This is a genomic window from Halomonas sp. M20 (assembly GCF_020622265.1).
Lineage (GTDB): Bacteria > Pseudomonadota > Gammaproteobacteria > Pseudomonadales > Halomonadaceae > Modicisalibacter.
The window spans coordinates 238,786-263,696 of the sequence record NZ_JACNMQ010000003.1 but is presented as its reverse complement, the minus strand read 5'-3'; the positions used below and the strand labels follow the sequence as shown (position 1 = coordinate 263,696).

General features: G+C 57.8%; 19 protein-coding genes. 8 read left to right on the top strand and 11 right to left on the bottom strand.

Annotated elements, in window-relative coordinates:
* Window positions 1–3 precede the first annotated feature (3 nt).
* Window positions 4–1,443, bottom strand: coding sequence for an aldehyde dehydrogenase family protein (locus tag H7850_RS10125; RefSeq protein ID WP_227369408.1), 1,440 nt, complete (start codon window positions 1,441–1,443; stop codon window positions 4–6).
* 122 nt (window positions 1,444–1,565) lie between these two features.
* On the opposite strand from H7850_RS10125, the gene H7850_RS10120 reads away from it, so the two are divergent.
* Together H7850_RS10120 and H7850_RS10115 are read left to right on the top strand one after the other, a co-directional pair.
* Window positions 1,566–2,456 carry a LysR family transcriptional regulator gene (locus tag H7850_RS10120; RefSeq protein ID WP_227369407.1) on the top strand — a complete coding sequence of 297 codons (891 nt, stop codon included), beginning with the start codon at window positions 1,566–1,568 and terminating at the stop codon, window positions 2,454–2,456.
* A gap of 426 nt (window positions 2,457–2,882) precedes the next feature.
* Window positions 2,883–4,004, top strand: coding sequence for a sugar-transfer associated ATP-grasp domain-containing protein (locus H7850_RS10115; RefSeq protein ID WP_227369406.1), 1,122 nt, complete (start codon window positions 2,883–2,885; stop codon window positions 4,002–4,004).
* Window positions 4,005–4,149: 145 nt separating this feature from the next.
* On the opposite strand, the gene H7850_RS10110 is transcribed toward H7850_RS10115, so the two are convergent.
* From H7850_RS10110 to H7850_RS10075, 8 genes are all read right to left on the bottom strand, one after another.
* A complete protein-coding gene (locus H7850_RS10110) occupies window positions 4,150–5,196 on the bottom strand; it encodes an ATP-grasp domain-containing protein (RefSeq protein ID WP_227369405.1) in 1,047 nt (348 codons plus the stop codon).
* A gap of 155 nt (window positions 5,197–5,351) precedes the next feature.
* Complete coding sequence (locus H7850_RS10105; protein WP_227369404.1) at window positions 5,352–6,089, bottom strand: Crp/Fnr family transcriptional regulator; 738 nt, start codon at window positions 6,087–6,089, stop codon at window positions 5,352–5,354.
* Between the two features lie 53 nt (window positions 6,090–6,142).
* Entirely contained in the window at window positions 6,143–6,964 is an 822-nt protein-coding gene (locus H7850_RS10100; RefSeq protein WP_227369403.1) for a peptidylprolyl isomerase, read from the bottom strand.
* 136 nt (window positions 6,965–7,100) lie between these two features.
* Window positions 7,101–7,784 (bottom strand): respiratory nitrate reductase subunit gamma, encoded by a 684-nt coding sequence (narI, locus tag H7850_RS10095; protein ID WP_227369402.1) that lies wholly within the window; start codon window positions 7,782–7,784, stop codon window positions 7,101–7,103.
* Window positions 7,785–7,797: 13 nt separating this feature from the next.
* Entirely contained in the window at window positions 7,798–8,553 is a 756-nt protein-coding gene (gene narJ / locus H7850_RS10090) for a nitrate reductase molybdenum cofactor assembly chaperone (RefSeq protein ID WP_227369401.1), read from the bottom strand.
* The gene (gene narH / locus H7850_RS10085) at window positions 8,546–10,114 is read right to left on the bottom strand and encodes a nitrate reductase subunit beta (RefSeq protein WP_227369400.1); all 1,569 of its coding nucleotides are present in this window, start codon (window positions 10,112–10,114) and stop codon (window positions 8,546–8,548) included. The genes narJ and narH overlap by 8 nt, the downstream gene beginning before the upstream one ends.
* Window positions 10,111–13,878, bottom strand: a complete 3,768-nt coding sequence (locus tag H7850_RS10080; RefSeq protein ID WP_227369399.1) for a nitrate reductase subunit alpha — start codon at window positions 13,876–13,878, stop codon at window positions 10,111–10,113. The genes narH and H7850_RS10080 overlap by 4 nt, the downstream gene beginning before the upstream one ends.
* A gap of 214 nt (window positions 13,879–14,092) precedes the next feature.
* Complete coding sequence (locus H7850_RS10075) at window positions 14,093–15,427, bottom strand: MFS transporter (RefSeq protein WP_227369398.1); 1,335 nt, start codon at window positions 15,425–15,427, stop codon at window positions 14,093–14,095.
* A 160-nt stretch (window positions 15,428–15,587) separates the two neighbouring features.
* On the opposite strand from H7850_RS10075, the gene H7850_RS10070 reads away from it, so the two are divergent.
* The 4 genes from H7850_RS10070 (at window position 15,588) to H7850_RS10055 (ending at window position 21,634) form a co-directional block, all read left to right on the top strand.
* A complete protein-coding gene (locus H7850_RS10070; protein ID WP_227369397.1) occupies window positions 15,588–17,492 on the top strand; it encodes a type IV pili methyl-accepting chemotaxis transducer N-terminal domain-containing protein in 1,905 nt (634 codons plus the stop codon).
* Between the two features lie 6 nt (window positions 17,493–17,498).
* Entirely contained in the window at window positions 17,499–18,173 is a 675-nt protein-coding gene (gene narL / locus H7850_RS10065) for a two-component system response regulator NarL (RefSeq protein WP_227369396.1), read from the top strand.
* A 280-nt stretch (window positions 18,174–18,453) separates the two neighbouring features.
* Complete coding sequence (locus tag H7850_RS10060; protein ID WP_227369395.1) at window positions 18,454–20,106, top strand: MFS transporter; 1,653 nt, start codon at window positions 18,454–18,456, stop codon at window positions 20,104–20,106.
* 169 nt (window positions 20,107–20,275) lie between these two features.
* Window positions 20,276–21,634 (top strand): MFS transporter, encoded by a 1,359-nt coding sequence (locus H7850_RS10055; protein WP_227369394.1) that lies wholly within the window; start codon window positions 20,276–20,278, stop codon window positions 21,632–21,634.
* A 54-nt stretch (window positions 21,635–21,688) separates the two neighbouring features.
* Here H7850_RS10055 and H7850_RS10050 read toward each other — a convergent pair whose 3' ends face one another.
* Window positions 21,689–22,006, bottom strand: coding sequence for a carboxymuconolactone decarboxylase family protein (locus tag H7850_RS10050; protein ID WP_227369393.1), 318 nt, complete (start codon window positions 22,004–22,006; stop codon window positions 21,689–21,691).
* 200 nt (window positions 22,007–22,206) lie between these two features.
* Between H7850_RS10050 and fnr the strand changes: the two genes are divergently transcribed.
* Window positions 22,207–22,974 carry a fumarate/nitrate reduction transcriptional regulator Fnr gene (gene fnr, locus H7850_RS10045; protein WP_227369392.1) on the top strand — a complete coding sequence of 256 codons (768 nt, stop codon included), beginning with the start codon at window positions 22,207–22,209 and terminating at the stop codon, window positions 22,972–22,974.
* Between the two features lie 107 nt (window positions 22,975–23,081).
* On the top strand, window positions 23,082–24,434 hold the full coding sequence (locus H7850_RS10040; RefSeq protein WP_227369391.1) for a hypothetical protein: 1,353 nt from the start codon (window positions 23,082–23,084) through the stop codon (window positions 24,432–24,434).
* 53 nt (window positions 24,435–24,487) lie between these two features.
* On the opposite strand, the gene H7850_RS10035 is transcribed toward H7850_RS10040, so the two are convergent.
* Window positions 24,488–24,886, bottom strand: coding sequence for a SirB2 family protein (locus H7850_RS10035; protein ID WP_227369390.1), 399 nt, complete (start codon window positions 24,884–24,886; stop codon window positions 24,488–24,490).
* Window positions 24,887–24,911: the final 25 nt, after the last annotated feature.

Genomic DNA, 24,911 nt, shown 5'->3' with positions numbered 1-24,911 from the left:
ACCTCACGCCTTCACGTAGCAAGTCTTGACCTGGGTATAAAACTCCCGGGCGTAGCGGCCCTGCTCCCGAGGCCCGAAGCTCGAATCCTTGCGTCCGCCGAAGGGCACGTGATAATCCGTACCGGCGGTGGCCAGATTGACCATCACACAGCCGGTCTCGGCCCTAGCCTTGAAGTCGCTGGCCAGTTTCAGAGAATCGGTGATGATGCCGGCGGTCAGACCGAAGTTCGTGTCGTTGAGGGTCGCGATGGCTTCCTCGTAATCCCGCACCTTGATCACGCAGGCGATGGGACCGAACACTTCCTCACGGTTGATTGCCATGTCGTTGCGGGTATCCGTGAACAGCGTCGGCGCCATGAAGAAGCCATCGGTGTCGCGCTCTAGCCGCTCACCGCCGAAGACCAGGGTGGCGCCATCTTTCTTGCCACGCTCGATCCAGGATAGATTGGACTCAAGCTGGCGGGAATCCACGACCGGCCCCAGATGCACGCCTTCTTCCAGGGCGTGACCGACCTTGATGGTCTTGAGCTTTTCGACCAGCTTCTCGACGAAAGCGTCGTGAACGGCTTCCGTCACGATCAAGCGTGACGAGGCAGTGCACTTCTGACCGGTACCGGAATAGGCGCCGGCAAAGGCGGCCTCTACCGCTAGATCGAGATTTGCATCATCCGCGACGATCAGGGCGTTCTTGGAGCCCATCTCGAGCTGGCACTTGACCAGATTGCCTGCGGTGGCTGCGGCCACACGACGACCGACTTCCAGGGAGCCGGTAAAGCTCACCGCGTCGATCTCCGGGCTCGAGATCAACGCATCGCCGACCTGGCTACCGGAGCCCATCAGCAGGTTGAAAGTGCCTGCTGGCAATTCCTGACGACTGATGATCTCGGCCAAGGCCCAGGCGCTGGCGGGCACCAAGTTGGCGGGCTTGAAGATCACCGCATTGCCGAAGGCCAATGCCGGGGCGATCTTCCACACCGCCGTTGCCAACGGGAAGTTCCAGGGGCTGATGATACCGACCACACCGACCGGCTCACGGCGGGTTTCCACTTCGACACCCGGACGAACGGAATCGGCACGATCGTCGATCTGGCGCAGCACTTCGGCGGCGTAATAATGGAAAAACTGCCCGGAGCGATAGACCTCGCCTGCGCCTTCCGCCAGGGTCTTGCCCTCTTCCCGGGAAAGCAGCCGACCCAGCTCGTCCTTGCGGGCAATCAGCTCATTGCCGATCGCCATCAGTACGCCGTAACGCGCTTCCAGGCCGCTCTTGGCCCACTCGCGAGTACCACGACGGGCCGCTGTAATGGCATCCTGCACTTGATCGGTACTGGCCTGGGCGAATTCACCGATCACGTCGCTTGTATCCGAAGGATTCGTGTTGGTCAGCGTATCGCTACCGGCGATCCACTGGCCATCGATATAGAGGGAGTGAGCGTTAGACATGAAAACCTCCTGAAAGATTGCTGTCAGCCTAGCGGGGAATGAGCTATAAATATAATCAATTATAAAAATTAAACGATAAATTTTACTTACTGCTGACCGCATGAAACGAGGGGACTATAGCGATGCCGCCGGAATTGAAGATTCAGCCCTTGCGCTATGTGCTGGCCATCATTGATGAAGGTGGCTTCAATGCGGCGGCACGACATCTGCACCGCAGCCAGCCGGCGCTTTCCATGGCAATCAAGGAGCTCGAACAACGGCTGGGGCAATCATTGTTCGAGAAGAGCGGAAAAGCGCAGCTGACACCCTTCGGCCTCTATTGCCTGCCACGCTTTCGTGAATTCATCGCCCAGCACGACCGGCTGAGTCGCGAGCTCAAGGCCCAGATCGACAAGCAGGCCGGGCATCTTGATATTGCCGCGGTCCCCTCGGTGGCCAGTCGGCTCATGCCGGAGATACTGGGGAAGTTCATTGCCCTCTATCCTGATCTCAAGGTCAGCCTGCAGGACGGTAACGCAGAGTTCGTGCGCCGTCAGGTGACGAGCGGCGACGCGGATCTGGGCGTGGGCAGCGTGTGGTCGAGGCAAGAGGGACAAATGGAAGACGAGCTGGACTTCACGCCACTGTTACGGGACAGGGTCGGGGTAGTATGCCGCACCGATCACCCTCTTGCTGAGCGGGAAACACTCGACTGGCAGGAGCTGCAGCGTCAGGTAGTGATCGGCAACGGCACATCGAGACTGCTGGAAGGCACCGAGGCAGCGCCGCTACTCGAGCAGAACGCCTACTTCGTCGCCAACATGATATCGCTGACGGCAATGCTAGAGGCCGGCGTGGGCGTGACTACGCTACCCCAGCTGGCTTTTCCGAAAGAACATCCACGACTGCGCTTCATCCCTTTCGCCGATCCCAAGGTCGAACGCGAAATTGGCCTGTTAAGGCCGCGCAAGCGCAGCCTGTCGCCGGCGGCCCAGGCGATGGAGGCGTTTATCGTGACGAAGCTGGCGACTTGATTCCTCTAACCGATATTAATTACTAAATTATATCTGCAATACACATATAACGTTGGTTTTTGTGCTGGCCATTTGTTTTCTCCAAGAAATTGAAGTCCGTTTAGCAAAACTTGCCGCCAAAATCAGGCGTATAAAAACTTTTACCCAGGGACGCGACTCTTGGACACTTGGAAGAGATAAAAGACAAGCACCTGGCCATCGAGCGCTTAGGAAAGTCCAGGTAAGCGTTGGATGGCATCAGTGGAAAGCTGGTTATGGATGCCATCCATAGCTTCTCAGAAAAGACTATCATTACGTTTTCACACCGTTTGGTTACCGTTAAAAAACGTGATTCAACATATCTTCTCGTCGATGTTCAAATGGTGGATCAAGAGAATTATTTTCAGCTTTTAAAGCATAATACTATTTCCCAACGCATAACAGAGCATGCGTAACCGTATTCAAATATCTTACAGGTCTTCCATTTTGAAAAAACTACCTAATTTTATTGCAAACCATTTAACCAAAAGCATAAAAAGCTATCGCTACCATCAATCACACAAAAAAAGTGCGTTGAAAGCGTTAAAGGCCATTGAAAATAAAAATGGAAAGCTATCAAAAGAAACTATTTCACTATGCGACAAACATGCTACTGAATATCTAGGTGACAAGAAATATGCTCCATGGCTATATGTTTATTCAGCCATGCAGGGACAGTTTAAGGAAGGATGGATTCCAGACAATTACTATGGAACAAATATCGTCCCTAAAATGGACGGAGAATTTTCCATCCCAGCTAATCTAAAGGCGTTATCAAACAGGCTGTTAAAGACAGACAAGCTTCCAGATATACTATATTACCATAATGGCATTTTTTTCGAACCTGACAATTACAACCCAGTAACACCCGAGGAGGCTTTTGACTTATTATTTAATGAGAGAGACTCTGTCATCTTCAAAAAAAACAACTCTTTACAGGGAAAAGGAGTTGAATTTTTCTTTAAAGACAATTGGGATGCCGAAAAAATGGATTTATCCAACGGTGTCTTTCAAAAAGTTATCAAACAACATAGATTTTTTGATGAAATATACCCTCATCCAGGAGCAACCATAAGGATAACGACAGCGCTTGACCCTAAAGGTGTTGCTACGACACGGGCAGCCTACCTTAGAATAGGAAGTAGTAGTGGTAATTCGCTGTCTAAACATGTCCAGGTGTTTAATACAATTAGGATCGCCATTAATTTAGATACCGGTGAATTATTTCCTACTGGCTACTTGGTGGACTGGAGAGCAACAGACTCTCACCCCGACACAAAAAAACATTTTAACGGACTGGTTATCCCTAATTTAAAAAACGCTCTACGGGAAGTTGAAAACCTTCATAACAACTACCCGTTTGTTAGCTGCATCGGCTGGGATATTAGCATTAATGAAAATGAAGAAACTGAAATAATGGAATGGAATGCTGGCCATAATGACATAAAATTTAGCGAAGCTGTGCATGGTCCAAACTTTGCAGACCTACTTTGCCACTTTAAAAAAGAGCATTCTAACCAAGCCATCTAATCTTTTCAGAAAATGTCTAGTTGTCGGGCCCGCGTAATCAATAACGCGGGACTCGACATCTAAACTTGAAACCGAGTCAGAGAAGCCAATCCCGCTATTGAAATAGGCAATGCATTCTTCGATTTTGTGGATTTCCACGAAGAATTCACGCCCTCTCGTTTTCTCTTTGAATGCTGGAACACTCCGCAATGAAATCTTCGATCATGAAACTTTCGAAGAAGAACTCGCCTTCATTCCACTCAAGCTCATATGTCCAGTATCCCGGGCAGGGGCGGTGCGCCGATATTGAAAAACCGTAGCTTACTTCCACTATCATCGGCCCATTTTCACCAAACACGAAATCGTAGGCGGCACATTGAGAACCGAGCCGGTCGGTGACGTCGAAGGCGATCTTTAAACACTCTTCAGGAATCTGCAACGGATCATAAATAATATGCCCGCTACCCGAGGCTCTGAAATCCCCTTCATGAACCATTCTCTTGACAGCAAACGCTCGCTTCCCGATTACAACGACGCGGATATCGTGATCGTTGTTAGGAACAAAATCCTGGAAATAGACGTAGTTCTTTTCGATGGTGGTGTTGTTCGTCACCTGGGGCGTGGGAAAGGCAACGCGGTAGGCTCCCCGTCCGATGCCGACGAAGGACTGCAGGTTCCTTTCCCGGCCGAATCGACGTAGCTGCTTGTTAAGATAATGAACGCGGCTCTTGGCCTGATAACCGGATCCGAAAGCCCGCTCGATGAATTTGACGCCGGCCTTGCGGTCCCTGGCGATACGCACGTTTTCCGACAGAATGCCGCCTCGCAGCTTGAACACCTTGGGAAAATCGGCAGCCTCCGCCCACTCCAGCGCCTTCCGCTTATCGTAGAAAACATGACTAGGGATAAGCGGAGCACCTATCGCTTCGAGTAGATACTTCTGCGCTATCTTGTCGTCGTAATACCAGATGGTAGCGCTGCCGGGAAACACCTTCTTGCCCATTGTCTCGAGCGCGGCGGTCAACTGCCTGGCAAACAGCAACGACTTGCCGTCACTCTCTGCCCAATGCCACATCAGGCCACTACAGGGGCGCATCTGTTCTATGATATCGAGTGCGTAACAATCGACCAGCTTGTAGGCGATGCGATGCGTTTCACAGTACTCGATCCATTTATCGCTAAAGCTTCCCGAACGTGCATGAATAGCTATCATATTTTTATCTATATATTAAACGTGGGTTCGCGGCCTACATCCGACCAAACCAGTTGGCATCTTAATCGGCCGATTTTTTATTTGCTTGAGAGTATCCATAGGTCGCCAGATAGCGAATTACGCACTATCCAGCCGTTTTTCACGTTTCACGAATACTACTGTTTCTTCACCGCCATCATCTTTCTCAATTGCTGAGCGTCATGCACGATCAGCTGCTGGCGCTCGACCGTAATGGCGCCGCTCTCACGCAGGCGAGTGAGCAACCGCGACAGGGTTTCCGGCGTCATCGCCAGTTGCGCTGCCAGCAGGTATTTCGGTGTATCCAGATGAACCACGCCAGGCGGTTGCGGCGGTTCAGGCAATTGACGCAGGATAAAACCAATCAGACGTGATAGGGCATCACCCTGGGTCAACAGCACCATGTCCTCCAGGCGATCGGCCAACTCGCCAGAGAGCTGCAGCATGAATTTCGCACGACACTCTGCGTTAGCGTCGATATAGCGCCAGCACTGTGCAAGATTCAGTACCAGTACTTCCGTTCGCATCAAGGCTTCGGCGGAATATAGATAGCGGGGCTCGTTCGACAGCATGCTCAACTCGCCCACGGTATCGCCACGCTCAGCGCACCGAATGGTTGCCAGGCGGCCATCGTCGGAAGTTCGGACCAGGCGTACTCCGCCACTGAGCACAGCATACAAGTATTCGGCGGCTTCACCTTGGTGAAACAGCCATTCATGGTGTTCGATTGCCTGTAATCGAGACGATGCCAGCATGGCGTCGATTGTCGAAGCGGGCAGATGACTGAACCAGGGCACCTGGACGACTAGCTCGCGCACCTGCGTCGACGTGAGCGAAGGTTGCTGCCCTGATGAATGAGATGTGCTGGGACACATGACGTCTACCTTCTCCTTGTTGTTGGTCCAGTAGACCGCAATGCTTGTCAGGTCTACTGCATCAAAGCGCCGTCCGCATCTTTATCCAGAGCCAGCCCCTCGACACCGTAGGTTTCTTCCAGCGCCAGCAGGTAATGGCGCAGGGCACGGCGAGTGGCCTGTTCGTGCAGCGTATGGCGAACTTTATCCGCGACCACCTCAAAAGGCAGCGGCTGGGCCTCGATTCGCTTGTCGATGCTGACCAGGTGCCAGCCGTAGCGCGATGCCAATGGGCGATCATGAAGCCCTCCGGGCAGATGCTGCAAGGCACGATCAAGCTCGGGCACGGTCTGGCCGGTCGTCAACCAGCCCAGCTCCCCTCCTTCATTCTTCGAAGGGCAAGCGGAATGGCGCAAAGCGAACTCGGTGAAACGCTCCGGCGCTACTGCCAGTTCTTCGAGCAACTCGACGCCTTGGTGATACTGGGCATCCCGCGCTTGAGCGTCTTCCGGGGCGGCCAGCAACAAGATATGCCGCACCTGCATCTGCACCGGCTCGAAGAAACGCTCCGGATAGGCCTCGAAGAAGCGCTGGCAGGCAGCTTCATCGGGTTCAGGCACCTCGAGCTCCCGCTCCAGCAACTCGGTCATGGCGGCGTCGTTCTCGACCCCTTTGTCATCCACGATCGGCGCGAGACCGAGTTCCGCCGCTCGCTGGCTCAATAGCTCCCGCACCACCAAGGCACGCGCCGCCTTGAGCTGGGCATCGCTGACATTCTCTGAAGGATGGTACTGCATCTCCTGAGCGATCGCTTCCTCGGCTATCGCCACGTCACCCACTCGGATCGGGGGAGCGGCGCTCCCCCCCGGCAGGTTTTCGACTTCAATCATCTGCATATTCTTCTCCTCAACCTCAAAACTGAGTGTGCGATGGCCAGGCTAGGCGGAGAACGGCGAAAAAGCGGAGTTTACGAGCCTGTAAATGAGCATTTTGAGCCGATCTCCAACAACGCATGGCCGAGCAAAGCCAGTTTTAGCCCCTGCGGCGCACGATTTGATAGTTCCGTCCTAGGTAACCCAGCGGAATGCTCCACACATGCACCAGGCGGCTAAACGGAAACAGCAGGATGATGGTCAGGCCCAGGAACACATGCAGCTTGTAGATCCAGGAGACTTCCGCCATGTAATCCGCCGCGCCGCCGCTGAAGAACACGATGGATTGCGCCCAGGAGGCCAGGGTCAGCATCATCTCGCCGTCCAGATGGCCCAGGGAAAAGAACACGGTGACAATACCCAGCGCCGCCTGGAACACCAGGATGGCGAGGATCAGCGTATCCATGGTACTGGAAGAGGCCTTGACCCGCGGGTTGGTCAGGCGACGATGCAGCAGCATGCCGCCTCCGATCAGCACCAGCACGCCGGCGATGCCCCCGATGAGGATGGCCAGGATCTGCTTGGATCCGGCACTCAGGAAAGGTGCATAGACCCAGTGGGGCGTGAGCATGCCGAACAGGTGGCCAAAGAAGATCACCAGAATACCGATATGGAAAAGATTGCTGGCCAGACGCATGTTCTTCGAAGAAAGCATCTGGCTGGAACCGGTCTTCCAAGTGAACTGACCATGATCGAAGCGCATCAGACTACCGACCAGGAACACCGTACCGGCCAGATACGGGTAGTAACCGTAGATGAGGTGCTGCAAGTATTCTACAAACATGGCGATTCTCCGGTTAACGCTCGATCGCTGCGGACGTAGCGTTCGGCGCGGGCATGATACGTACGGGTTCGCTGGCGACCGCGTGCTTGCGTTCGGCCAAGCGCCGGCCTTCGGCGGACTGCAGGGCACAGTCCTCGTCGGACTGCGCAGAGAAGCGCACCGCCTCCTCTTCCCATACTGCGTCCAAGGCTTCGGCAGTGTGATCCGGCTCCTCTTCCTTGACCTTGGGCCGATGTTGCTCGATCTCGTCTTCGGCACCGATCAGTCCGAGCAGCGCGGTGGGTACCAGGGCATGATCGGCGCCACGCTCTTCGATACGCGCAGCCAGCAGCGCCAAAATGTGACGAATCTCGCCCAGCCAGCGCCCTACTTCCGCCTCATCCTGGGTAGAAAGGAACTCCAGGAACACCGGCAGGTGATCCGGCAGTTCCCGGGCGTCGAGTATGAAACCGGCGGCTTCGTACTGGGCGAGCAGATCGACCATGGCCTGGCCACGATCCCGAGATTCGCCATGCACGTGTTCGAACAGCAGTAGCGAGGTGGCCTTGCCACGATCAAACAGCGCCACGTACTCGGCTTGTAGGTCAAGCAGATCCGCCTCGAGCAGACGCTGGCACCAGCTCATGAGCTCACCACGCAGCAGCGGGTTCAAACGCTTCTCGGCAGCGATGATCTCGATCATCTCGGGAACGGCGTCCTGCAGCTCCGCGCTGGGATAATCCAGCAGGCGCGCCAGCACACGTAGGCTCCATAGTGTCTGATCAGTCATGCTGCACCTCCCTCTCTTGTTTCGGCTGCGGCTCATAGGTCTCGACAGGTTTGACCAGGGTCGTCGTCTGGCTGCGCCCACCGAAAAGATTGGCGCGATCGTTGCCGCCGTGGCAGCCATCGCCGAAGGTGAAACCACAGCCACCTTTCTCAGCGTAGGCGTCCCGGGCCATTTCACGATGACTGGTGGGAATCACGAACCGATCCTCGTAGTTGGCGATGGCGAGATAGCGATACATCTCTTCCACCTGGGCCACGCTCAGGCCCACCTCCTCGAGCACCGCGGCCTCGGCATTGCCTTCCACATGCTTGCCGCGCATGTAGAGGCGCATCGCCATCAACCGCTTGAGGGCACGGACCACCGGGGCCTCATCGCCGGCGGTGAGCATGTTGGCGAGATAGCGCATCGGGATACGCAGGGATTCGATCTTCGGCAGCACACCGTCGAATTCGACATGCCCTTTCTCTGCGGCGGATTGGATCGGCGACAGTGGCGGCACGTACCACACCATTGGCAGGGTGCGATACTCCGGGTGCAGCGGCAGGGCCAGCTGCCAGTCGATGGCCATCTTGTAGATGGGGGATTCCTGGGCGGCCTTGATGACGTTGTCCTGAACGCCGTCCTTGCGTGCCTGAGCGATCACCGCCGGATCATGTGGGTCGAGGAAGATCTCGCACTGGCGATGGTAGAGATCCCGCTCGTCTTCCGAGGCGGCCACTTCCTTGATGCGATCCGCGTCATACAACAGCACGCCAAGATAGCGAATACGGCCCACGCAGGTCTCGGAACACACCGTGGGGTAGCCCACCTCGATGCGCGGATAGCAGAAGATACACTTCTCGGACTTGCCGGTCTTCCAGTTGTAGTAGATCTTCTTGTAGGGGCAGCCGGAGATGCACATCCGCCAGCCGCGGCACTTGTCCTGGTCGATCAGTACGATACCGTCTTCTTCGCGCTTGTAGATTGCACCGCTCGGGCAGCTCGCCACGCAGGTCGGGTTCAGGCAGTGCTCGCACAGGCGCGGCAGATACATCATGAAGGTGTTTTCGAACTGACCGTAGATGTCCGCCTGGATCTTCTCGAAGTTGACGTCCTTGCGCCGCTTGGCAAATTCGGTACCGAGAATCTCCTCCCAGTTAGGCCCCCATTCGATCTTCTTCATGCGCTGACCCGAGATCAGCGAACGCGGCCTTGCGATGGGCTGGTGCTCGCTGATCTTGGCGGTGTGCAGGTGCTGATAGTCGAAGGTGAACGGCTCGTAGTAGTCGTCGATCTCCGGCAGATCCGGGTTGGCGAAAATGTTCGCCAGCACCCGCCACTTGCCACCGATGCGCGGTTCGATGCCGCCATCCTTGCGACGCAGCCAGCCGCCGCGCCACTTCTTCTGGTTCTCCCACTCTTTCGGGTAGCCGATACCGGGCTTGGTCTCGACGTTGTTGAACCAGGCGTATTCCACGCCCTCGCGGCTGGTCCAGACGTTCTTGCAGGTCACCGAGCAGGTGTGGCAACCGATGCACTTGTCCAGGTTGAGGACCATGCCTACTTGTGAGCGAATCTTCATTTCACGGACTCCTGTTCGTAGTCATTGCCCTCGCCGTCGAGCCAATCGATGCGCTTCATCTTGCGCACGATGACGAACTCATCCCGGTTGGAGCCCACGGTGCCGTAGTAGTTGAAGCTGTAGGAAAGCTGACCGTAACCGCCGATCATGTGGGTCGGCTTGGGGCATATCCGCGTGACCGAGTTGTGAATACCGCCCCGGGTGCCGGAGATTTCGGAACCGGGGATGTTCACGATGCGTTCCTGGGCGTGGTACATCATCGCCATGCCCACCTTGACCCGCTGGCTGACCACAGCCCGCGCCGCGATGGCGCCGTTGGCGTTGTACAGCTCCATCCAGTCGTTGTCCTCGACGCCGATGGACTTGGCATCGTCCTCGGACAGCCACACGATGGGCCCGCCTCGGGACAGGGTCTGCATCAGCAGGTTGTCACTGTAGGTGGAGTGGATGCCCCACTTCTGGTGCGGCGTGATCCAGTTCAGCGCGATTTCCGGATTGCCGTTGCTCTTCGGCGCGTGGACGCTGGCCACCGCCTTGGTGTCGATGGGCGGACGATAGACCAACAGGCTCTCGCCGAAGGCGCGCATCCAGGGGTGATCCTGATAGAGCTGCTGACGGCCGGTGATGGTGCGCCAGGGAATCAGCTCGTGGACGTTGGTATAGCCCGCGTTGTAGGAGACATGTTCGTCCTCGAGCCCCGACCAGGTCGGGCTGGAGATGATCTTGCGCGGCTGGGCCACCACGTCGCGGAAGCGAATCTTCTCATCGTGCTTGGGCAGCGCCAGATGGGTGTGATCGCGCCCGGTGATCTTGGACAACGCCTCCCAGGCCTTGACCGCCACCTGACCATTGGTTTCCGGCGCCAGGGTCAAAATCATCTCGGCGGCATCGATGGCGGTGTCGATGATCGGCTGGCCCTTGGCCGGGCCGTCGAGCTTGCGGTGGTTGAGCCCACGCAGCAGCTCCACCTCGGATTCAGTCTTCCAGTTGATACCCTTGCCGCCGTTGCCGATGCTTTCCAGCAGCGGCCCCACCGAGGTGAAACGCTCGTAGGTCGCCGGGTAGTCGCGCTTGACCTCGATCAGGCTCGGCATGGTCTTTCCGGGAATCGGCGCGCACTCGCCTTTTTTCCAGTCCAGAACGTGAGCCTGGGCCAGTTCCCCGGGGGAGTCATGTTGCATCGGCAGGGTCACCAGATCGGTTTCCTCGCCGAGATGGCCCACACAGACCTTGGAGAACGCCTTGGCGATGCCCTTGTAGATATCCCAGTCGCTGCGGGATTCCCAGGCCGGATCCGTGGCCGCAGTCAGCGGGTGGATGAACGGGTGCATGTCCGAGGTATTGAGATCGTCCTTCTCGTACCAGGTGGCCGTAGGCAGCACGATGTCGGAATACAGGCAGGTGGTGGACATGCGGAAGTCCAGGGTCACCAGCAGGTCGACCTTGCCTTCCGCCGCTTCTTCCCGCCAATCGACTTCCTCGGGCTTGATACCGTCCATGCTGCCCAGATCCATGCCCTGGATGCCGTGATTGGCACCGAGCAAATACTTGAGCATGTAATCGTGGCCCTTGCCGGAACTACCCAGCAAGTTGGAGCGCCAGATGAACAGATTGCGCGGGAAGTTCTGTGGGCTGTCCGGGTGCTCCGCGGCGAAGCGCAGCTTGCCGCTCTTGAGTTCGTCGACCACGTAGTCTGCGGTGGACTTGCCGGCATCCTTGGCCGCCTTGGCCAGGCGCAGCGGGTTGGTATCCAGCTGTGGCGCGGAAGGCAGCCAGCCCATGCGCTCGGCGCGCACGTTGTAGTCGATCAGCGAACCAGGGTAGTCCTCGGCCTTGGCCAGGGGCGAGAGGATGGATTTGATCTCGAGCTTCTCGTAGCGCCACTGGCTGGAGTGGTTGTAGAAGAACGAGGTGCCGTTCATCTGGCGCGGCGGGCGGTTCCAGTCGAGACCGAAGGCCAACGGCAGCCAGCCGGTCTGCGGGCGTAGCTTCTCCTGGCCCACGTAGTGCGCCCAGCCGCCACCGGTCTGCCCTACGCAGCCGCACAGGATCAGCATGTTGATCAGGCCACGGTAGTTCATATCCATGTGGTACCAGTGGTTCATGCCGGCACCGACGATGATCATGCTGCGACCCTGGGTCTTGTCCGCGTTGTCGGCGAACTCCCGGGCCAGACGAATGGCCTGCTCCGCCGGTACGCCGGTGATCTTTTCCTGCCAGGCCGGGGTATAGGGCTTGACCTGCTCGTAACTGGTGGCGCCGTCGTCTTCGCCCTCGTTACTCCCAAAGCCACGATCGATGCCGTAGTTGGCGCACATCAGGTCGAACACTGTCACCGCCAGCACTTCGCGGCCATCCGCCAGGGTCAGGCGCTTGGCGGGCAGATTGTGCTGCAGGATTTCCTTGGCCTCGACGTGATCGAAGTGCTCGTGCTGAATGCCGCCGAAGTAGGGGAAGCCGACTCGAGCAACTTCGTCATGGCGCTCGGCCAGGGATAAGGTCGGTTTGATCTCTTTGCCGTCAGCGTCCTTGGACTCCAGGTTCCAACGGCCGGTGTCCCCCTCCTTCTCGCCCCAGCGGAAGCCGATGGAACCGCGCGGCACGACGATGCGATCGCTGGTTTCATCCCAGGCGACGGTCTTCCATTCCGCATTATTGGTCTGGCCCAGTGCACCCTCGAAATCCGAGGTACGCAGCTGACGCCCCGGTGCGTAGACGCCATCTTCCCGAGGCTCCAGCTCGACCAGAAACGGCATGTCGGTGTAACGGCGCACGTAGTCGGTAAAATAGACGCTGGGCTTGTCGAGATGGAATTCCTTGAGAATGACATGGCCCATGGCCATGGCCAGCGCCGCGTCGGTACCCTGCTTCGGGCTCAGCCACTCATCGCACAGTTTGGAAACCTCGGCATAGTCCGGGGTGATGGCGACGGTCTTGGTGCCCTTGTAGCGTACCTCGGTGAAGAAATGAGCGTCCGGAGAGCGGGTCTGGGGCACGTTGGAACCCCAGGCGATCAGATAGTTGCTGTTATACCAGTCCGCGGATTCCGGCACGTCGGTCTGCTCGCCCCAGGTCTGCGGGCTGGCCGGCGGCAGGTCGCAGTACCAGTCGTAGAAGGAGAGGCAGACCCCGCCGATCAGCGACAGGTAGCGGGCGCCGGAGGCGTAGGAGACCATCGACATGGCGGGAATCGGCGAGAAGCCGATCACCCGGTCCGGGCCATACTGCTTGGCGGTATAGACGTTGGAGGCGGCGATCAGCTCGTTGAGCTCGTCCCAGTCGGCACGCAGGAAACCACCGCGCCCACGAATACGCTTGTACTGCTTGGTCTTGGTCGGATCCTCGACGATCGACGCCCAGGCGTCCACCGGGTCGGCGTGTTCCTGGCGCGCCTCGCGCCACAAGCTGATCAGAGTCTGGCGCACCAGCGGATACTTCAGACGGTTGGCACTGTACAGATACCAGGAATAGCTGGCGCCCCGGGGGCAGCCGCGAGGTTCGTGATTGGGTAGATCCGGCCGAGTGCGCGGATAGTCGGTCTGCTGGTTTTCCCAGGTGACCAGGCCGTTCTTGACGTAGATCTTCCAGCTGCAGGAACCGGTGCAGTTCACGCCGTGAGTGCTGCGCACGACCTTGTCATGCTGCCAGCGCTGACGATAGCCGTCTTCCCAGTTGCGGGCCTCATCACGAGTCTCGCCATGGCCGTCGGCGAATTGGGGTGGCTTGTTGGCCAGATACTTCAGTCGATCTAGAAAGTGACTCATGGACGATCTCCAGGCTCCTAGAAAATGGGAGCAAACACGGGGTTTACTCGGCCAGCCTTCGGGGGAGATGCGGAATCGCTCCCTTCGGCAGGGGTGTTGAGGGCAATTCTGCGTTAACGGCAAGCAGATTTCGCCGTGGTTACCTCCACATACCCCCGGTCTACCTCCAAGGAGATAGGGCGCAATGCCGCGAGGGATAACATGAACAGAGGGCTCATGAGACAGTACGGTTGTGGTCCCACAGCATTACCAGCATGCACACCACTAAAGCGCCATACAGGAACATGAAGCCGGCACTACGAATGCCGACCCACTCGTTGCCGAGTACGAATACCAGCGGCAATACCCCAGCGAACAGCCCGCCTAAAGCCAGCGCCAGCCCACCGACCCGGGCCATGTCATCGCCATGATCGCGATAGATCAGGCGCATCAGACTGCCCTTGCCCAGGCCCATGGCCAGCCCCATCAGCACTAGCAGTGCCTCGAAAGCCCACAGTGGTGTGCTGAAATGGAAGGCGACCGTGCCATGTACGCCCTCAATCTGGATCGAAAATGGGGGGTAAGAGAGTAGAAACAGGCAGATCAGCACCCAGGCGCTGACCCACCAGCGCAGTGCTCGGAAATCGCGCCAGTCTGCCAACAGCCCTCCGAGGATTTGCCCCGTCCCGCCCGCGAGAATGAACAATAACGCCCATAGGGCCGCTTGCTGTAGCGATAGCTGATACTGCGCGGCAAGATAGCTTGGCAACCACAACGCCAGCGCCACGAAGGCGCCATAGAAGAAACTGTAATAGAGGGCTAGACGCCACACATGCCAACTCGCCGGCGGTAATAACGAAACGAGCAGTCGTTGCCAGCGTCGTCGACGAACACGGCGTTGCGTATCTTCCATGGAGCCAGAGATAGGAGCGCCATCGTCATTTGCATCATTCTCGGCGAACAGCCATAGCAAAATCGCTACCAGCAATACCGGCAACAGATAAAGCTTTGGAGCCAAGCGCCAGCCATAGGCCTGACTGGCCAGGGGTAATAGCAGATAACTGAGCCCAGCGCCCAGCATGCCGGCACCGTAGAGGCCTAGCGCCAGACCGATACGCCCTCGCGGCCCCCAGGCTGCCACGTAGACTAGCCCGGCCGCGAGAGAGCCGGCACCGAAACCCAGCCCTGCACCCGCCAATAGAAATTCGGCATAGCGCTCGGCGACACTGATCCACCAAAGAAAGGGGCAGATAAGTAGTAGACAGCCCAGCATGACACGATGCCCACCAACCTGCTGCGCCAGCCGCGCCATGGGTAAGCTGGTCATTGCGGCGATCAGCATCGGCGTGGCCAATAGCAGGGCAAAATCGAACTCGTCAAAGCCCAGGGAGCGCTTGAGCTCCATACCGAGCACGGCGAACAGTGTCCAGCAAGCAAACACCAGGGCGAAGGCCAATGGCGACAACAACGCCACCACCAACGGCTGATAGCCATTGGTTGCCTCGAAGACACTAGCGCATTGGGCCGTGGACATACCGGAAGACTCATGAGTGATCAGAGAAATTTTCACGACGCCATCGCCCAGCGTCAAAAGGGCATCGGGAGTAACTCCTTTGAGGTAGGCTTTGAGGGTTCGTACTTGACCAAGTAAAGTAGTAGAGCTTTTACTTCTAAATCTGCGTGTTGAGGCTGATACCAACGGCCTCGGTAGCGAGAGGATTTCAACCGCAATGAGACTGTTGCAACGTTCCCTGGTGGCACGCATCGTCGCCTCGCTACTGGCGATCACTGCCATGGTGCTAATCAGCATCGTCGTGACCATGAGTGTTGCGAACAGCAGTCGAGGGGACGCTGCCGCCATCAACATGGCTGGCTCGTTGCGCATGAACAGTTATCAGATCGCCGCCGCCCTACTTTATTATCAGCAACAACCCGATGCTTCCCGGCGCGAGCAGGTCGAACGACTGATCACGCGCTTTCGCGAGCGCCTGACCAGTCATGAATTAGTGGGCGCCATCCCGGCGGCCGATGATCATGAATTACGCGAAGAGTATCGCCGCCTGCTGGCCCGCTGGGAGCAGGAGCTTGCGCCTCAGGTCAAAACCTCTCTCCAGGAGGAGCGCTTGGATGATCAGGCGTTGCGCGAAACATTGGATGATCTGGTGGGCGATATCGACCATATGGTGACGCTGCTCGAACAGAACGCCGAGTCGAAGATTCGACTGATCAGTGCCCTGCAGATCTTGTTTCTGATCCTCACTGCAGCGGTGGTGGCCATCGCCCTCTACGATATTCGCCACAACCTGGTCATTCCGTTACGCCAGCTGGTCTCCCTGGCCCGAGAGGTTGCGCACCACAACTTCCGCCCACGCAGCCATCTGCGAGGTAACGATGAACTGGCATTACTCGGTCGGACCCTGGACACCATGGCCAAGGAGCTGGGATCGAGCTATGCGGCCCTGGAAGATCGGGTGTCAACCAAGCAGCAGGAACTTCAGCGCAGTAACCAGGCCATGCAGATCCTGCACGATGGCAGCCGCTTTCTCTATGGCGGCGGCAACGACCTGTGTGCCAGCGCAGCGCCCATGTTGCGTGAGCTCGAAACCTTGCTCGACATCGGCCCCATTCAGCTATCGCTCAACGATTCATTCGATCAACAACCGACCCCCGTTTTGGCTACCCATTCGACTACTCGCCCCGACTACTGCCGGGATTGGGAGTGTCATGCCTGCCTGATCGAGCCCCACTCGCTCGAGCTCGAGCCGGACGCGGAGCGCGAATGCCTGCTGCTTCCAATCAACATGGGTAATGAGCTGCTCGGCACCCTGGAAATCTGGCACGCCAAAACCACGCCCCTGAGCGACAGCACTCGTCGTCTGCTCAACGCTCTGAGTGATCAATTGGCCACTGCGGTCTACCTGCAACGACGCATCGAGGAGCAGCAACAGGTGACGCTGATGAACGAGCGCACCATCATCGCCCGGGAGCTGCACGACTCCCTGGCCCAGTCGCTTTCTTATCTAAAGATGCAGGTGGCGCGTCTGGAGCGCATGCAGCAGAAGAATGCTTCGCGGGAGACGCAGGCGGCAGTCTTCGACGAGCTGCGTACCGGCCTTAACAGCGCTTATCGACAACTCAGGGAGTTACTCACGACGTTTCGCTTGAAGCTCGAAGGTCCCGGGCTCAAGTCTACCTTGCTGCAAACCACCGAGGAGTTCGCCGAGCGCATGGGGGCGCCAGTGGAATTCTTCTACGACCTCCCGCCGTACCTGCTCAATCCTAACGAGGAGATCCACGTCCTGCAGATCGTGCGCGAGGCTCTGGCCAATACCCATAAGCATGCTCATGCACATTGGGCCGCCGTCTCGCTGCATTTTAGCAATGCCCAGTTGTTGCTTCAGATCGAGGATGACGGTGTGGGTCTCAAAGACAACAACTCGCCGGCGATGCATTATGGCCTGGTGATCATGAGCGATCGTGCGCAGACCTTGGGCGGCGAACTAACACTTGGCAATCGTGCCGCCGGCGGCACCCTGGTGGCACTGAGGTTCACGCCGCAAACTGCCCGCCTGATTGCCCGCCAACCGGGGCACGGTGCGCGCGATGTAGCCACCACCACCAACCACAGGGAATAAGCGACGATGGCCGACTCCGCCAAGTCCGTTCAGGAAACACCCGCCACGCTTTTGATCATCGACGATCATCCACTATTGCGCCGTGGGGTCGCACAATTGCTGGAACTCGAAGACGATCTGGAACTGGTGGGCGAGACCGGCGATCCGGAAGAAGGCCTGCGTCTCGCTGAAGAACTCGATCCGGACATGATCCTGCTGGATCTCAATATGCCGGGCATGAATGGCATCGAGACCCTGAAGCGCTTGCGCGAAGCAAACTATGCCGGTCGCGTAGTGATGTTCACGGTATCGGACCACGAAGAGGACGTGGTCGCCGCCCTACGTGCCGGTGCCGATGGCTATCTGCTCAAAGACATGGACCCAGACGAAATGGTGCGCCAGATACGCCAAGCGGGACTGGGGCGCATGGTGATCAGCGACAGCCTCACGGTATTACTTGCGGAAGCCCTGCGTAACCAGCGCAACAAGCCAACCACACCAGATGTGCATAGCCTGACCCAGCGCGAGCGTGAAATCCTGCGCGAGCTCGCCGCCGGACTTTCCAACAAGCTGATCGCGCGCAAGCTCGACATCACCGAAGGCACGGTCAAGGTCCACGTCAAGCATCTGCTCAAGAAACTCAACCTGCGCTCCCGGGTGGAAGCGGCGGTGTGGGCAGTGCAGGCCAACCTCGGCGACTGAGCCAGACCTCGATTTTCGTGGATACCTCCAAAAAGCAGCGAGCCATCAAGACGCATTGATTTTTCCGTCACAGCGCACAAAAAACGCTTTACCAACAAACAGATAAAATACATCTTCTTCTATCTCGAAAGTGGTATCTACCTGCTTTTGCAGCTTTTTTCGTCAGTTCCCCCCCCTATAGAGAGGGCGTATCTTGCGCCTTAAAGCCTTGTCTCTTGATCTTGCTCAATCTCGAGAGGGCATGACAAGGCGCCTTGCATACTCATCGATTGGGGGAGTCATGACCGGAAACGTAGACCTTGACCATGGTGGTGCCACAAGCAACCATGCCGGCGGTGGCCGGAGACGTGCGAATGCCGATATCGAGCACTGGGACACCGAAAACGAAGAATTCTGGAATCGGGAAGGCAAGAAGATCGCCACCCGCAACCTGTGGATCTCGATTCCCAGCCTGCTGATGGGCTTCGCCGTGTGGTTGATGTGGGGCATGATCACCACGCAAATGCGCAACCTGGGCTTTCACTTCACGGTCGATCAACTCTTCACCCTGACCGCCATCGCCGGACTCGCCGGCGCCACGCTGCGTATTCCCGCCTCGTTCATGATCCGCATTGCCGGCGGGCGCAACACCATCTTCCTGACCACTGCGCTGCTGATGATTCCGGCACTCGGGACCGGCTTGGCGCTGATGAATTCGGGCACGCCGCTGTGGGTGTTCCAAGCCCTTGCGCTGCTCTCCGGCATTGGCGGCGGCAACTTCGCCTGTTCCATGAGCAACATCTCGACCTTCTACCCCAAGAAGCAGCAAGGCTACGCCCTGGGCATGAACGCTGGGCTGGGCAACTTCGGCGTCACCACCATGCAGATCCTGATCCCGCTGGTGATGACCGTCGGCATCTTCGGCGCCATTGCCGGCGACCCGATGGAGCTGACCCGCGCCAGCGGCACCCTGATCGGACGCATCGAGGCGGGCACCGACACCTGGATTCAGAACGCCGGCTTCATCTGGTTGGTCTTTTTGATCCCGCTGGCCTTTGCAGGCTGGTTCGGCATGAACAACCTGCGCACCGTCACGCCGAATCCCGGCACGCCGCCGGCCGCCTTCGGCAAGATCATCGGGCTGTATGCACTCGGGCTCATCGCCTCAGTGGTCGGCATGATCGCGCTGGACTGGATCAACATGTGGTTGGCTCTGCCCATCACCATCCTCTTGACCTTAGGACTGTTGCTGCTGCTGCCGGGCGCCATCAAGACCAGCATCAAGACCCAGTACGCCATCTTCCGCGACAAGCACACCTGGGCGATGACCATTATCTATACCGCCACCTTCGGCTCTTTCATTGGCTTCTCCGCCGCCCTGCCGCTTTCCATCACCGTCATCTTCGGCAACATGATGGAGGTCGCCGCCGACGGCGCCATGACGAGAGTCGCCAACCCGGACGCGCCCAGCGCCCTGACCTGGGCCTGGATGGGTCCCTTCGTCGGCGCCCTGATCCGCCCGGTGGGCGGCTGGATTTCCGACAAGGTCGGCGGCGCCATCGTCACCCAGATCATCTCGGTGATCATGGTGGTGGCCTCCGCCGCGGTGGGCTACGTGATGATGCTGGCCTACAACGCCACCGACCCGAACCAGTACTTCTGGATGTTCCTGGCGCTGTTCATCGTGCTGTTTGCCGCCAGTGGCATTGGCAACGGTTCCACCTTCCGCAGTATCGGGGTGATCTTCAACGTGCAGCAGAAGGGCCCGGTACTGGGCTGGACCTCCGCCGTGGCCGCCTACGGCGCTTTCATCGCTCCGCGCGTCATCGGCGAACAGATCAAGGCCGGTACCCCGGAAATGGCCATGTACGGTTTCGCCGTCTTCTACGCCGCCTGCCTGGTGGTCAACTGGTGGTTCTATCTGCGCAAGAACGCCTACGTGAAGAACCCGTGATGAGACGCCCGAGCCAACGCTCGGGCTTTTTTTAGAGATAGCTACCTCCTTGGATATAGCCATCGGCGCAAAGGAGGGAGCCGCTTCATTGAATTGATTCATGTCAAGACCAGGCCGCATGCAGTGTGTCAGCTTGACACCGTTCTCCCAAGCCACGCAGGAACAAGCCATGAACCATCTCGACGGGGTGACTCGACCTCAGCAGTACCAGGCACTGACACTCAGTACCCTGGCATTCACCACCTGTTTTGCAGTGTGGACGATATTTTCCATCATCGGCATCAAGATCAAACAGGACCTGGGCCTCAACGAGACCCAGTTCGGCATCCTGGTGGCCACCCCGATATTGACCGGCTCCATCAGCCGTATCTTCCTCGGCATCTGGACCGAGCAGTTCGGTGGGCGCCGGGTATTCAGCCTGTTGATGCTGATCACCGCAGTGTGCGTCTTCCTGCTCTCCTACGTCGAAACCTACGCCATGTTCCTGGTGGCCGCCTTGGGTGTCGGGCTCGCCGGTGGTTCCTTCATCGTCGGCATCGCCTATACCTCCTACTGGTTCGAGAAGGAGAAACAAGGCACGGCGCTGGGCATCTTCGGGGCCGGCAACATGGGCGCCGCGGTGACCAACTTCGCCGCGCCCTTCCTGCTGCTGGCGGTGGGTTGGCAGCGTACGGCGGTGGTCTATGCCATCGTGCTGGCGGTAATGGCGGTGATCTTCTGGATATTCACCAAGGAAGATCCGCTGACCCGCGCGCGGCGCGGTAGTGGAGGAAAGGCCACCTCGGCAATGGCTCAGCTTGAGCCACTCAAGCATATCCAGGTGTGGCGCTTCTCGCTCTACTACTTCTTCGTATTCGGCGCCTTCGTGGCGCTGGCCTCCTACCTACCGCGCTATTATGTCGGTGCCTATGAGGTGAGCATCGCCGTGGCGGGCACCCTGGCGGCGCTCTACACCCTGCCGGCCAGCGTGTTCCGTGCATTGGGCGGCTGGATGTCGGATCGCTACGGCGCCCGGGCGATCATGTACCTTACCTTCATCGCCTCGCTGGTGTGCCTGTTCCTGCTCGCCTATCCGGAAACCAGCTACGTGGTACAGGGCAAGGAGGGCGAGATCGCCTTCACCCTGGCCATGCCGCTATGGGGCGTGGTGGTGCTCACCGTACTGCTGGGCTTCTTCATGTCGTTGGGCAAGGCGGCGGTGTACAAGCACATCCCGGTCTATTACCCGCAGAACGTGGGCTCCGTGGGCGGCTTGGTGGGCATGATCGGTGGCCTGGGTGGCTTCTTCCTGCCGATCCTGTTCGGTGCGGTGCTCGATCTTACCGGGGTGTGGACCAGTTCCTACATGGTGCTGTTCGTTCTAGTGGCTGTGTCGCTTGTCTGGATGCACGGAGCGATTCGTCGCATGGAACGTCAGCGCGTGCCGGAGCTAGCGGAGGAGCATTTTCGCTATCTCCCCGAGATTCAGGCGCCGGCGGCGGCTTATGCCAAGCACCATTCCAATGGCGAGCATTCTACCGAACGCTGAAGACCTCATCTTGGCAGGTGCTGCCCCGGATTCACCCTCCGGGGCCGTGTAGCATCATTTCTCGGTGACATCTTCGATCCAGGTCAGAGCCGCTACGGCAGCGGGGAAACCCAGGGTGGGGATCGACATCATGGCCACCTGCCTGAGTTCCTCGGCACCGATGGATTCTTCCAGGGCACGCCTCGTGTGGGAATGCACCGCGCCCTCGGAACGTGCCCCTACCGCCAACGCCAGCTTGACCAGGCGGCGGGTGCGCTCATCCAGCGGCCCCGACTTGGCGCAGGCTTCTCCCAGAGCGGCATAAGCATTCCATACTTCAGGATACTGTTCGGCAACTTCACCGGCGCCGGAAGGCAAATTCTGTTGAGACATAAAGACTTACTCCTTCTAAAGTAAATACCATTTCTGCCGACAATAAGCTCGAGTCCTTGCTACGCTAGTCGACTTGTCCATTTTCACCCTTGGGTACCCACCCGTTTAACCTATACTATGTATTTACGATCATCGAGCCCTTGCTAACCCTGCGTCAGCATTCTTTACATAAAGGCAAGGCTCACAGTGAGGAGGAAAGCATGTCCCTGCCCCGTGTTGCTGCAGTCAATGAGGTGCGTGACAGCTGTCGCAATTGCCGTCTGCGCGAACTCTGTCTGCCCGACTCCCTTTCCCTGGCAGAGGTGTCCAAGCTCGAGGAGATCGTTCAACGCCGCAAACCAATTGCCCGGGGCGACTATTTGTTTCAATCCGGCCACCCTTTCAATGCCATTTATGCGGTGCGTACCGGTTCCATCAAGACATCGAGTCTGCTGGCCAATGGCGATGAGCATATCACCGGTTTTCATTTCCCCGGCGAGGTAATCGGGCTTGAAGCCATCACATCCGATCGACATGCCTGCGCCGCTATCGCCATGGAAACCTCGAGTGTCTGCGAGATTCCGTTCCATGCGCTTGAAGTGCTGGGTGAGAAGGCGCCCAAGTTGCAACAGCAGCTGGTTCGCATCATGAGCCGCGAACTGGTCACGGAGCAAGGTACTGCCCAATTGCTCACCCGCCGTTCTGCGGAGCAACGTCTCGCCGCCATCCTTCTAAATTTCTCCGAGCGCTTCGTCAGACGAGGCCTGTCCGGCAATCGTTTCCGCCTACCCATGTCACGCCTGGATCTGGGCAATTATCTTGGATTGGTGCCTGAAACCATGAGCCGCACCTTCCGTCGCCTGGAAGAGCAAGGCCTTCTCGACATCGCCGGCAAGGAAATTAATATTGCCGATAAATCTGCCTTGACGGAACTGGCCTATGGAACGGCACCCGAGGCGACTCCGAACGCCTGCCGTCGCAGCGGATGAAGTACCACCCTATCAGTGGAACGATCGAGCAGACGTGACTTAAGTCAACATCCTACGGGGCGTCACTAACTATAGTGAGTGCAAAGATCCTTGGCTAAGGACACAGGATGGTTGCCCACGTAGTGCTCGATCGCGCCTTACTTGAAAAATACGCTTGCACCGAGTCCTGCCAGGGGCCCTATTCTCCCCTGATGCATTTACGCAAGGATTTCTCGGAGAAAGCCTACCGTCAGGCGGCTCAAGCCAGCAATGAAGACCCGATCCCGAGACCACTCTCGGTTTCCTTGTGTCTGCCTGCCAGCCATGATCTAGACGAACTAAACACTTGTCCAGGGGTAGACACTGCCCGTCATACAGCCTGCATCAATGAGTATATTGGCCATTTCGAACGCGAAATCGCTTTGCAAGCCGCTCTGTTCGACAAGGATCGCCAGATAGAGCACGTTCATGTGAATGGCGACTTATCGGCCTGCATGAAATATACCCAGTGGGAAAGGCTATTCGGCGTACTGACACACCACTTTTCGCTGGCTCAGGGCGACCAGCCCACCTCCACCATCGACATAAGACCTGATAGCGCCTCTTCCGGGTATATAGCACTCCTTGGGGAGCTGGGATTCACCCACCTGAACCTGATAGCACGGACTCAAACATCATTCCCGGGTCAGGGCAGCGGCAGGTTTTGCGTGGAATCTCTTGTGCCGCTTATCGACGCCGCGCGGCAAGCGCAGCTACAGGGTGTGGGCATTACATTGACTTACGGCTATCCGCAGCAGACGCTCGCAAGTTTCGAGTCAGACTTGGCCAAACTGGTCGCGCTACGGCCGGATCAAGTCAGCCTTTACTACCACCGTTTTTTCGACGCTGAAAACGCCACCACCACACTCCCCCTCGCGCATCTGCAGCAGGCCATCCTGCATTTCAAGGAAGCCGGTTACCAACATCTTGGCTTGGGGCATTTCGCCTTGGCGGAAGACGACCTGACAGTGAACTGGCACAGGCACACTCTGCGCTACGATTTGGGTGGGTATTCGCCCCGTCGGAGTTGCGATCTGATCGGTCTAGGGGCTGGGGCCTTCAGTCGGCTGGACGATAGCTATAGTCAGAATACCCTGGGGTTATCTCACTATTTCAACCATCTCGATCAGGGCCGATTGCCTGTATGGCGCGGCTACAAGTTGAATTTCGATGACCTGTTGCGACGCGAGATCGTTCATCAACTGCTGGATCGCCATAGGGTTGAGGTCAAGGCGATAGAAGAGCGGTATCACATCGTGTTTCGCAAGTATTTCGCCTCAGAATTGGTGGCGCTAACCCCCTTTGTCGAGGATGGCCTGGTGACGCTCACGACAAATGCAATCACGTTACAGCCAGCCGGACAGGTTCTTCTGGAGCCGGTATCCGCGCTATTCGCGCCTTTCAGGAACAAGGCACGACAGCGTTTATTCCGGATCGTTTGACGCAAGAGTGCCTTGTTCGAACTGCTCGCCTCGCTATCTGCTCATGATCATGATCATGTCGCCATCATCGTCCACCAGGAAAGTGGGTCGCGGGTAACGGCCGCACCGACGATATAAGCAAAGATCGCGATGGCTATCAGCGCCGCCGCACCTCGCGTGGCCGGGGTACGACCGCGTTTGATGGCGATGGTACCAACGCCGATATAGGCCACCAACCCTATGAGCTTGGCCGCCAGCCAGGGCTGCTGGGTGGGCCAGGCCTTGAGCAGGATCATCAGGGTGACGCCTGCGATCAGTAGCACGGTGTCGATCACATGGGGAAGAATGCGCACCCAGCGCCGCTTGAGTTGAGGCGATTCCCGTACCGCCCACCAGGCTCGCAGCATGAACAGCACGATGCTGAGCCCCGCCGCCAGCATGTGGAGCTGTTTGATCAACACGTAACTCGCCATGCACTTTCTCCGATTTCGTAAGGCA

What these genes read in the sequence shown, in the direction of transcription:
- H7850_RS10120 (WP_227369407.1), top strand. Translation starts at nt 1,566, where the DNA reads ATGCCGCCGGAATTGAAGATTCAGCCCTTGCGCTATGTGCTGGCCATC.
- H7850_RS10105 (WP_227369404.1), bottom strand. Translation starts at nt 6,089, where the DNA reads ATGTGTCCCAGCACATCTCATTCATCAGGGCAGCAACCTTCGCTCACG.
- H7850_RS10110 (WP_227369405.1), bottom strand. Translation starts at nt 5,196, where the DNA reads ATGATAGCTATTCATGCACGTTCGGGAAGCTTTAGCGATAAATGGATC.
- H7850_RS10055 (WP_227369394.1), top strand. Translation starts at nt 20,276, where the DNA reads ATGAACCATCTCGACGGGGTGACTCGACCTCAGCAGTACCAGGCACTG.
- H7850_RS10060 (WP_227369395.1), top strand. Translation starts at nt 18,454, where the DNA reads ATGACCGGAAACGTAGACCTTGACCATGGTGGTGCCACAAGCAACCAT.
- narH (WP_227369400.1), bottom strand. Translation starts at nt 10,114, where the DNA reads ATGAAGATTCGCTCACAAGTAGGCATGGTCCTCAACCTGGACAAGTGC.
- H7850_RS10100 (WP_227369403.1), bottom strand. Translation starts at nt 6,964, where the DNA reads ATGCAGATGATTGAAGTCGAAAACCTGCCGGGGGGGAGCGCCGCTCCC.
- fnr (WP_227369392.1), top strand. Translation starts at nt 22,207, where the DNA reads ATGTCCCTGCCCCGTGTTGCTGCAGTCAATGAGGTGCGTGACAGCTGT.
- H7850_RS10125 (WP_227369408.1), bottom strand. Translation starts at nt 1,443, where the DNA reads ATGTCTAACGCTCACTCCCTCTATATCGATGGCCAGTGGATCGCCGGT.
- narL (WP_227369396.1), top strand. Translation starts at nt 17,499, where the DNA reads ATGGCCGACTCCGCCAAGTCCGTTCAGGAAACACCCGCCACGCTTTTG.
- narJ (WP_227369401.1), bottom strand. Translation starts at nt 8,553, where the DNA reads ATGACTGATCAGACACTATGGAGCCTACGTGTGCTGGCGCGCCTGCTG.
- H7850_RS10050 (WP_227369393.1), bottom strand. Translation starts at nt 22,006, where the DNA reads ATGTCTCAACAGAATTTGCCTTCCGGCGCCGGTGAAGTTGCCGAACAG.
- H7850_RS10070 (WP_227369397.1), top strand. Translation starts at nt 15,588, where the DNA reads ATGAGACTGTTGCAACGTTCCCTGGTGGCACGCATCGTCGCCTCGCTA.
- narI (WP_227369402.1), bottom strand. Translation starts at nt 7,784, where the DNA reads ATGTTTGTAGAATACTTGCAGCACCTCATCTACGGTTACTACCCGTAT.
- H7850_RS10080 (WP_227369399.1), bottom strand. Translation starts at nt 13,878, where the DNA reads ATGAGTCACTTTCTAGATCGACTGAAGTATCTGGCCAACAAGCCACCC.
- H7850_RS10040 (WP_227369391.1), top strand. Translation starts at nt 23,082, where the DNA reads ATGGTTGCCCACGTAGTGCTCGATCGCGCCTTACTTGAAAAATACGCT.
- H7850_RS10035 (WP_227369390.1), bottom strand. Translation starts at nt 24,886, where the DNA reads ATGGCGAGTTACGTGTTGATCAAACAGCTCCACATGCTGGCGGCGGGG.
- H7850_RS10115 (WP_227369406.1), top strand. Translation starts at nt 2,883, where the DNA reads ATGCGTAACCGTATTCAAATATCTTACAGGTCTTCCATTTTGAAAAAA.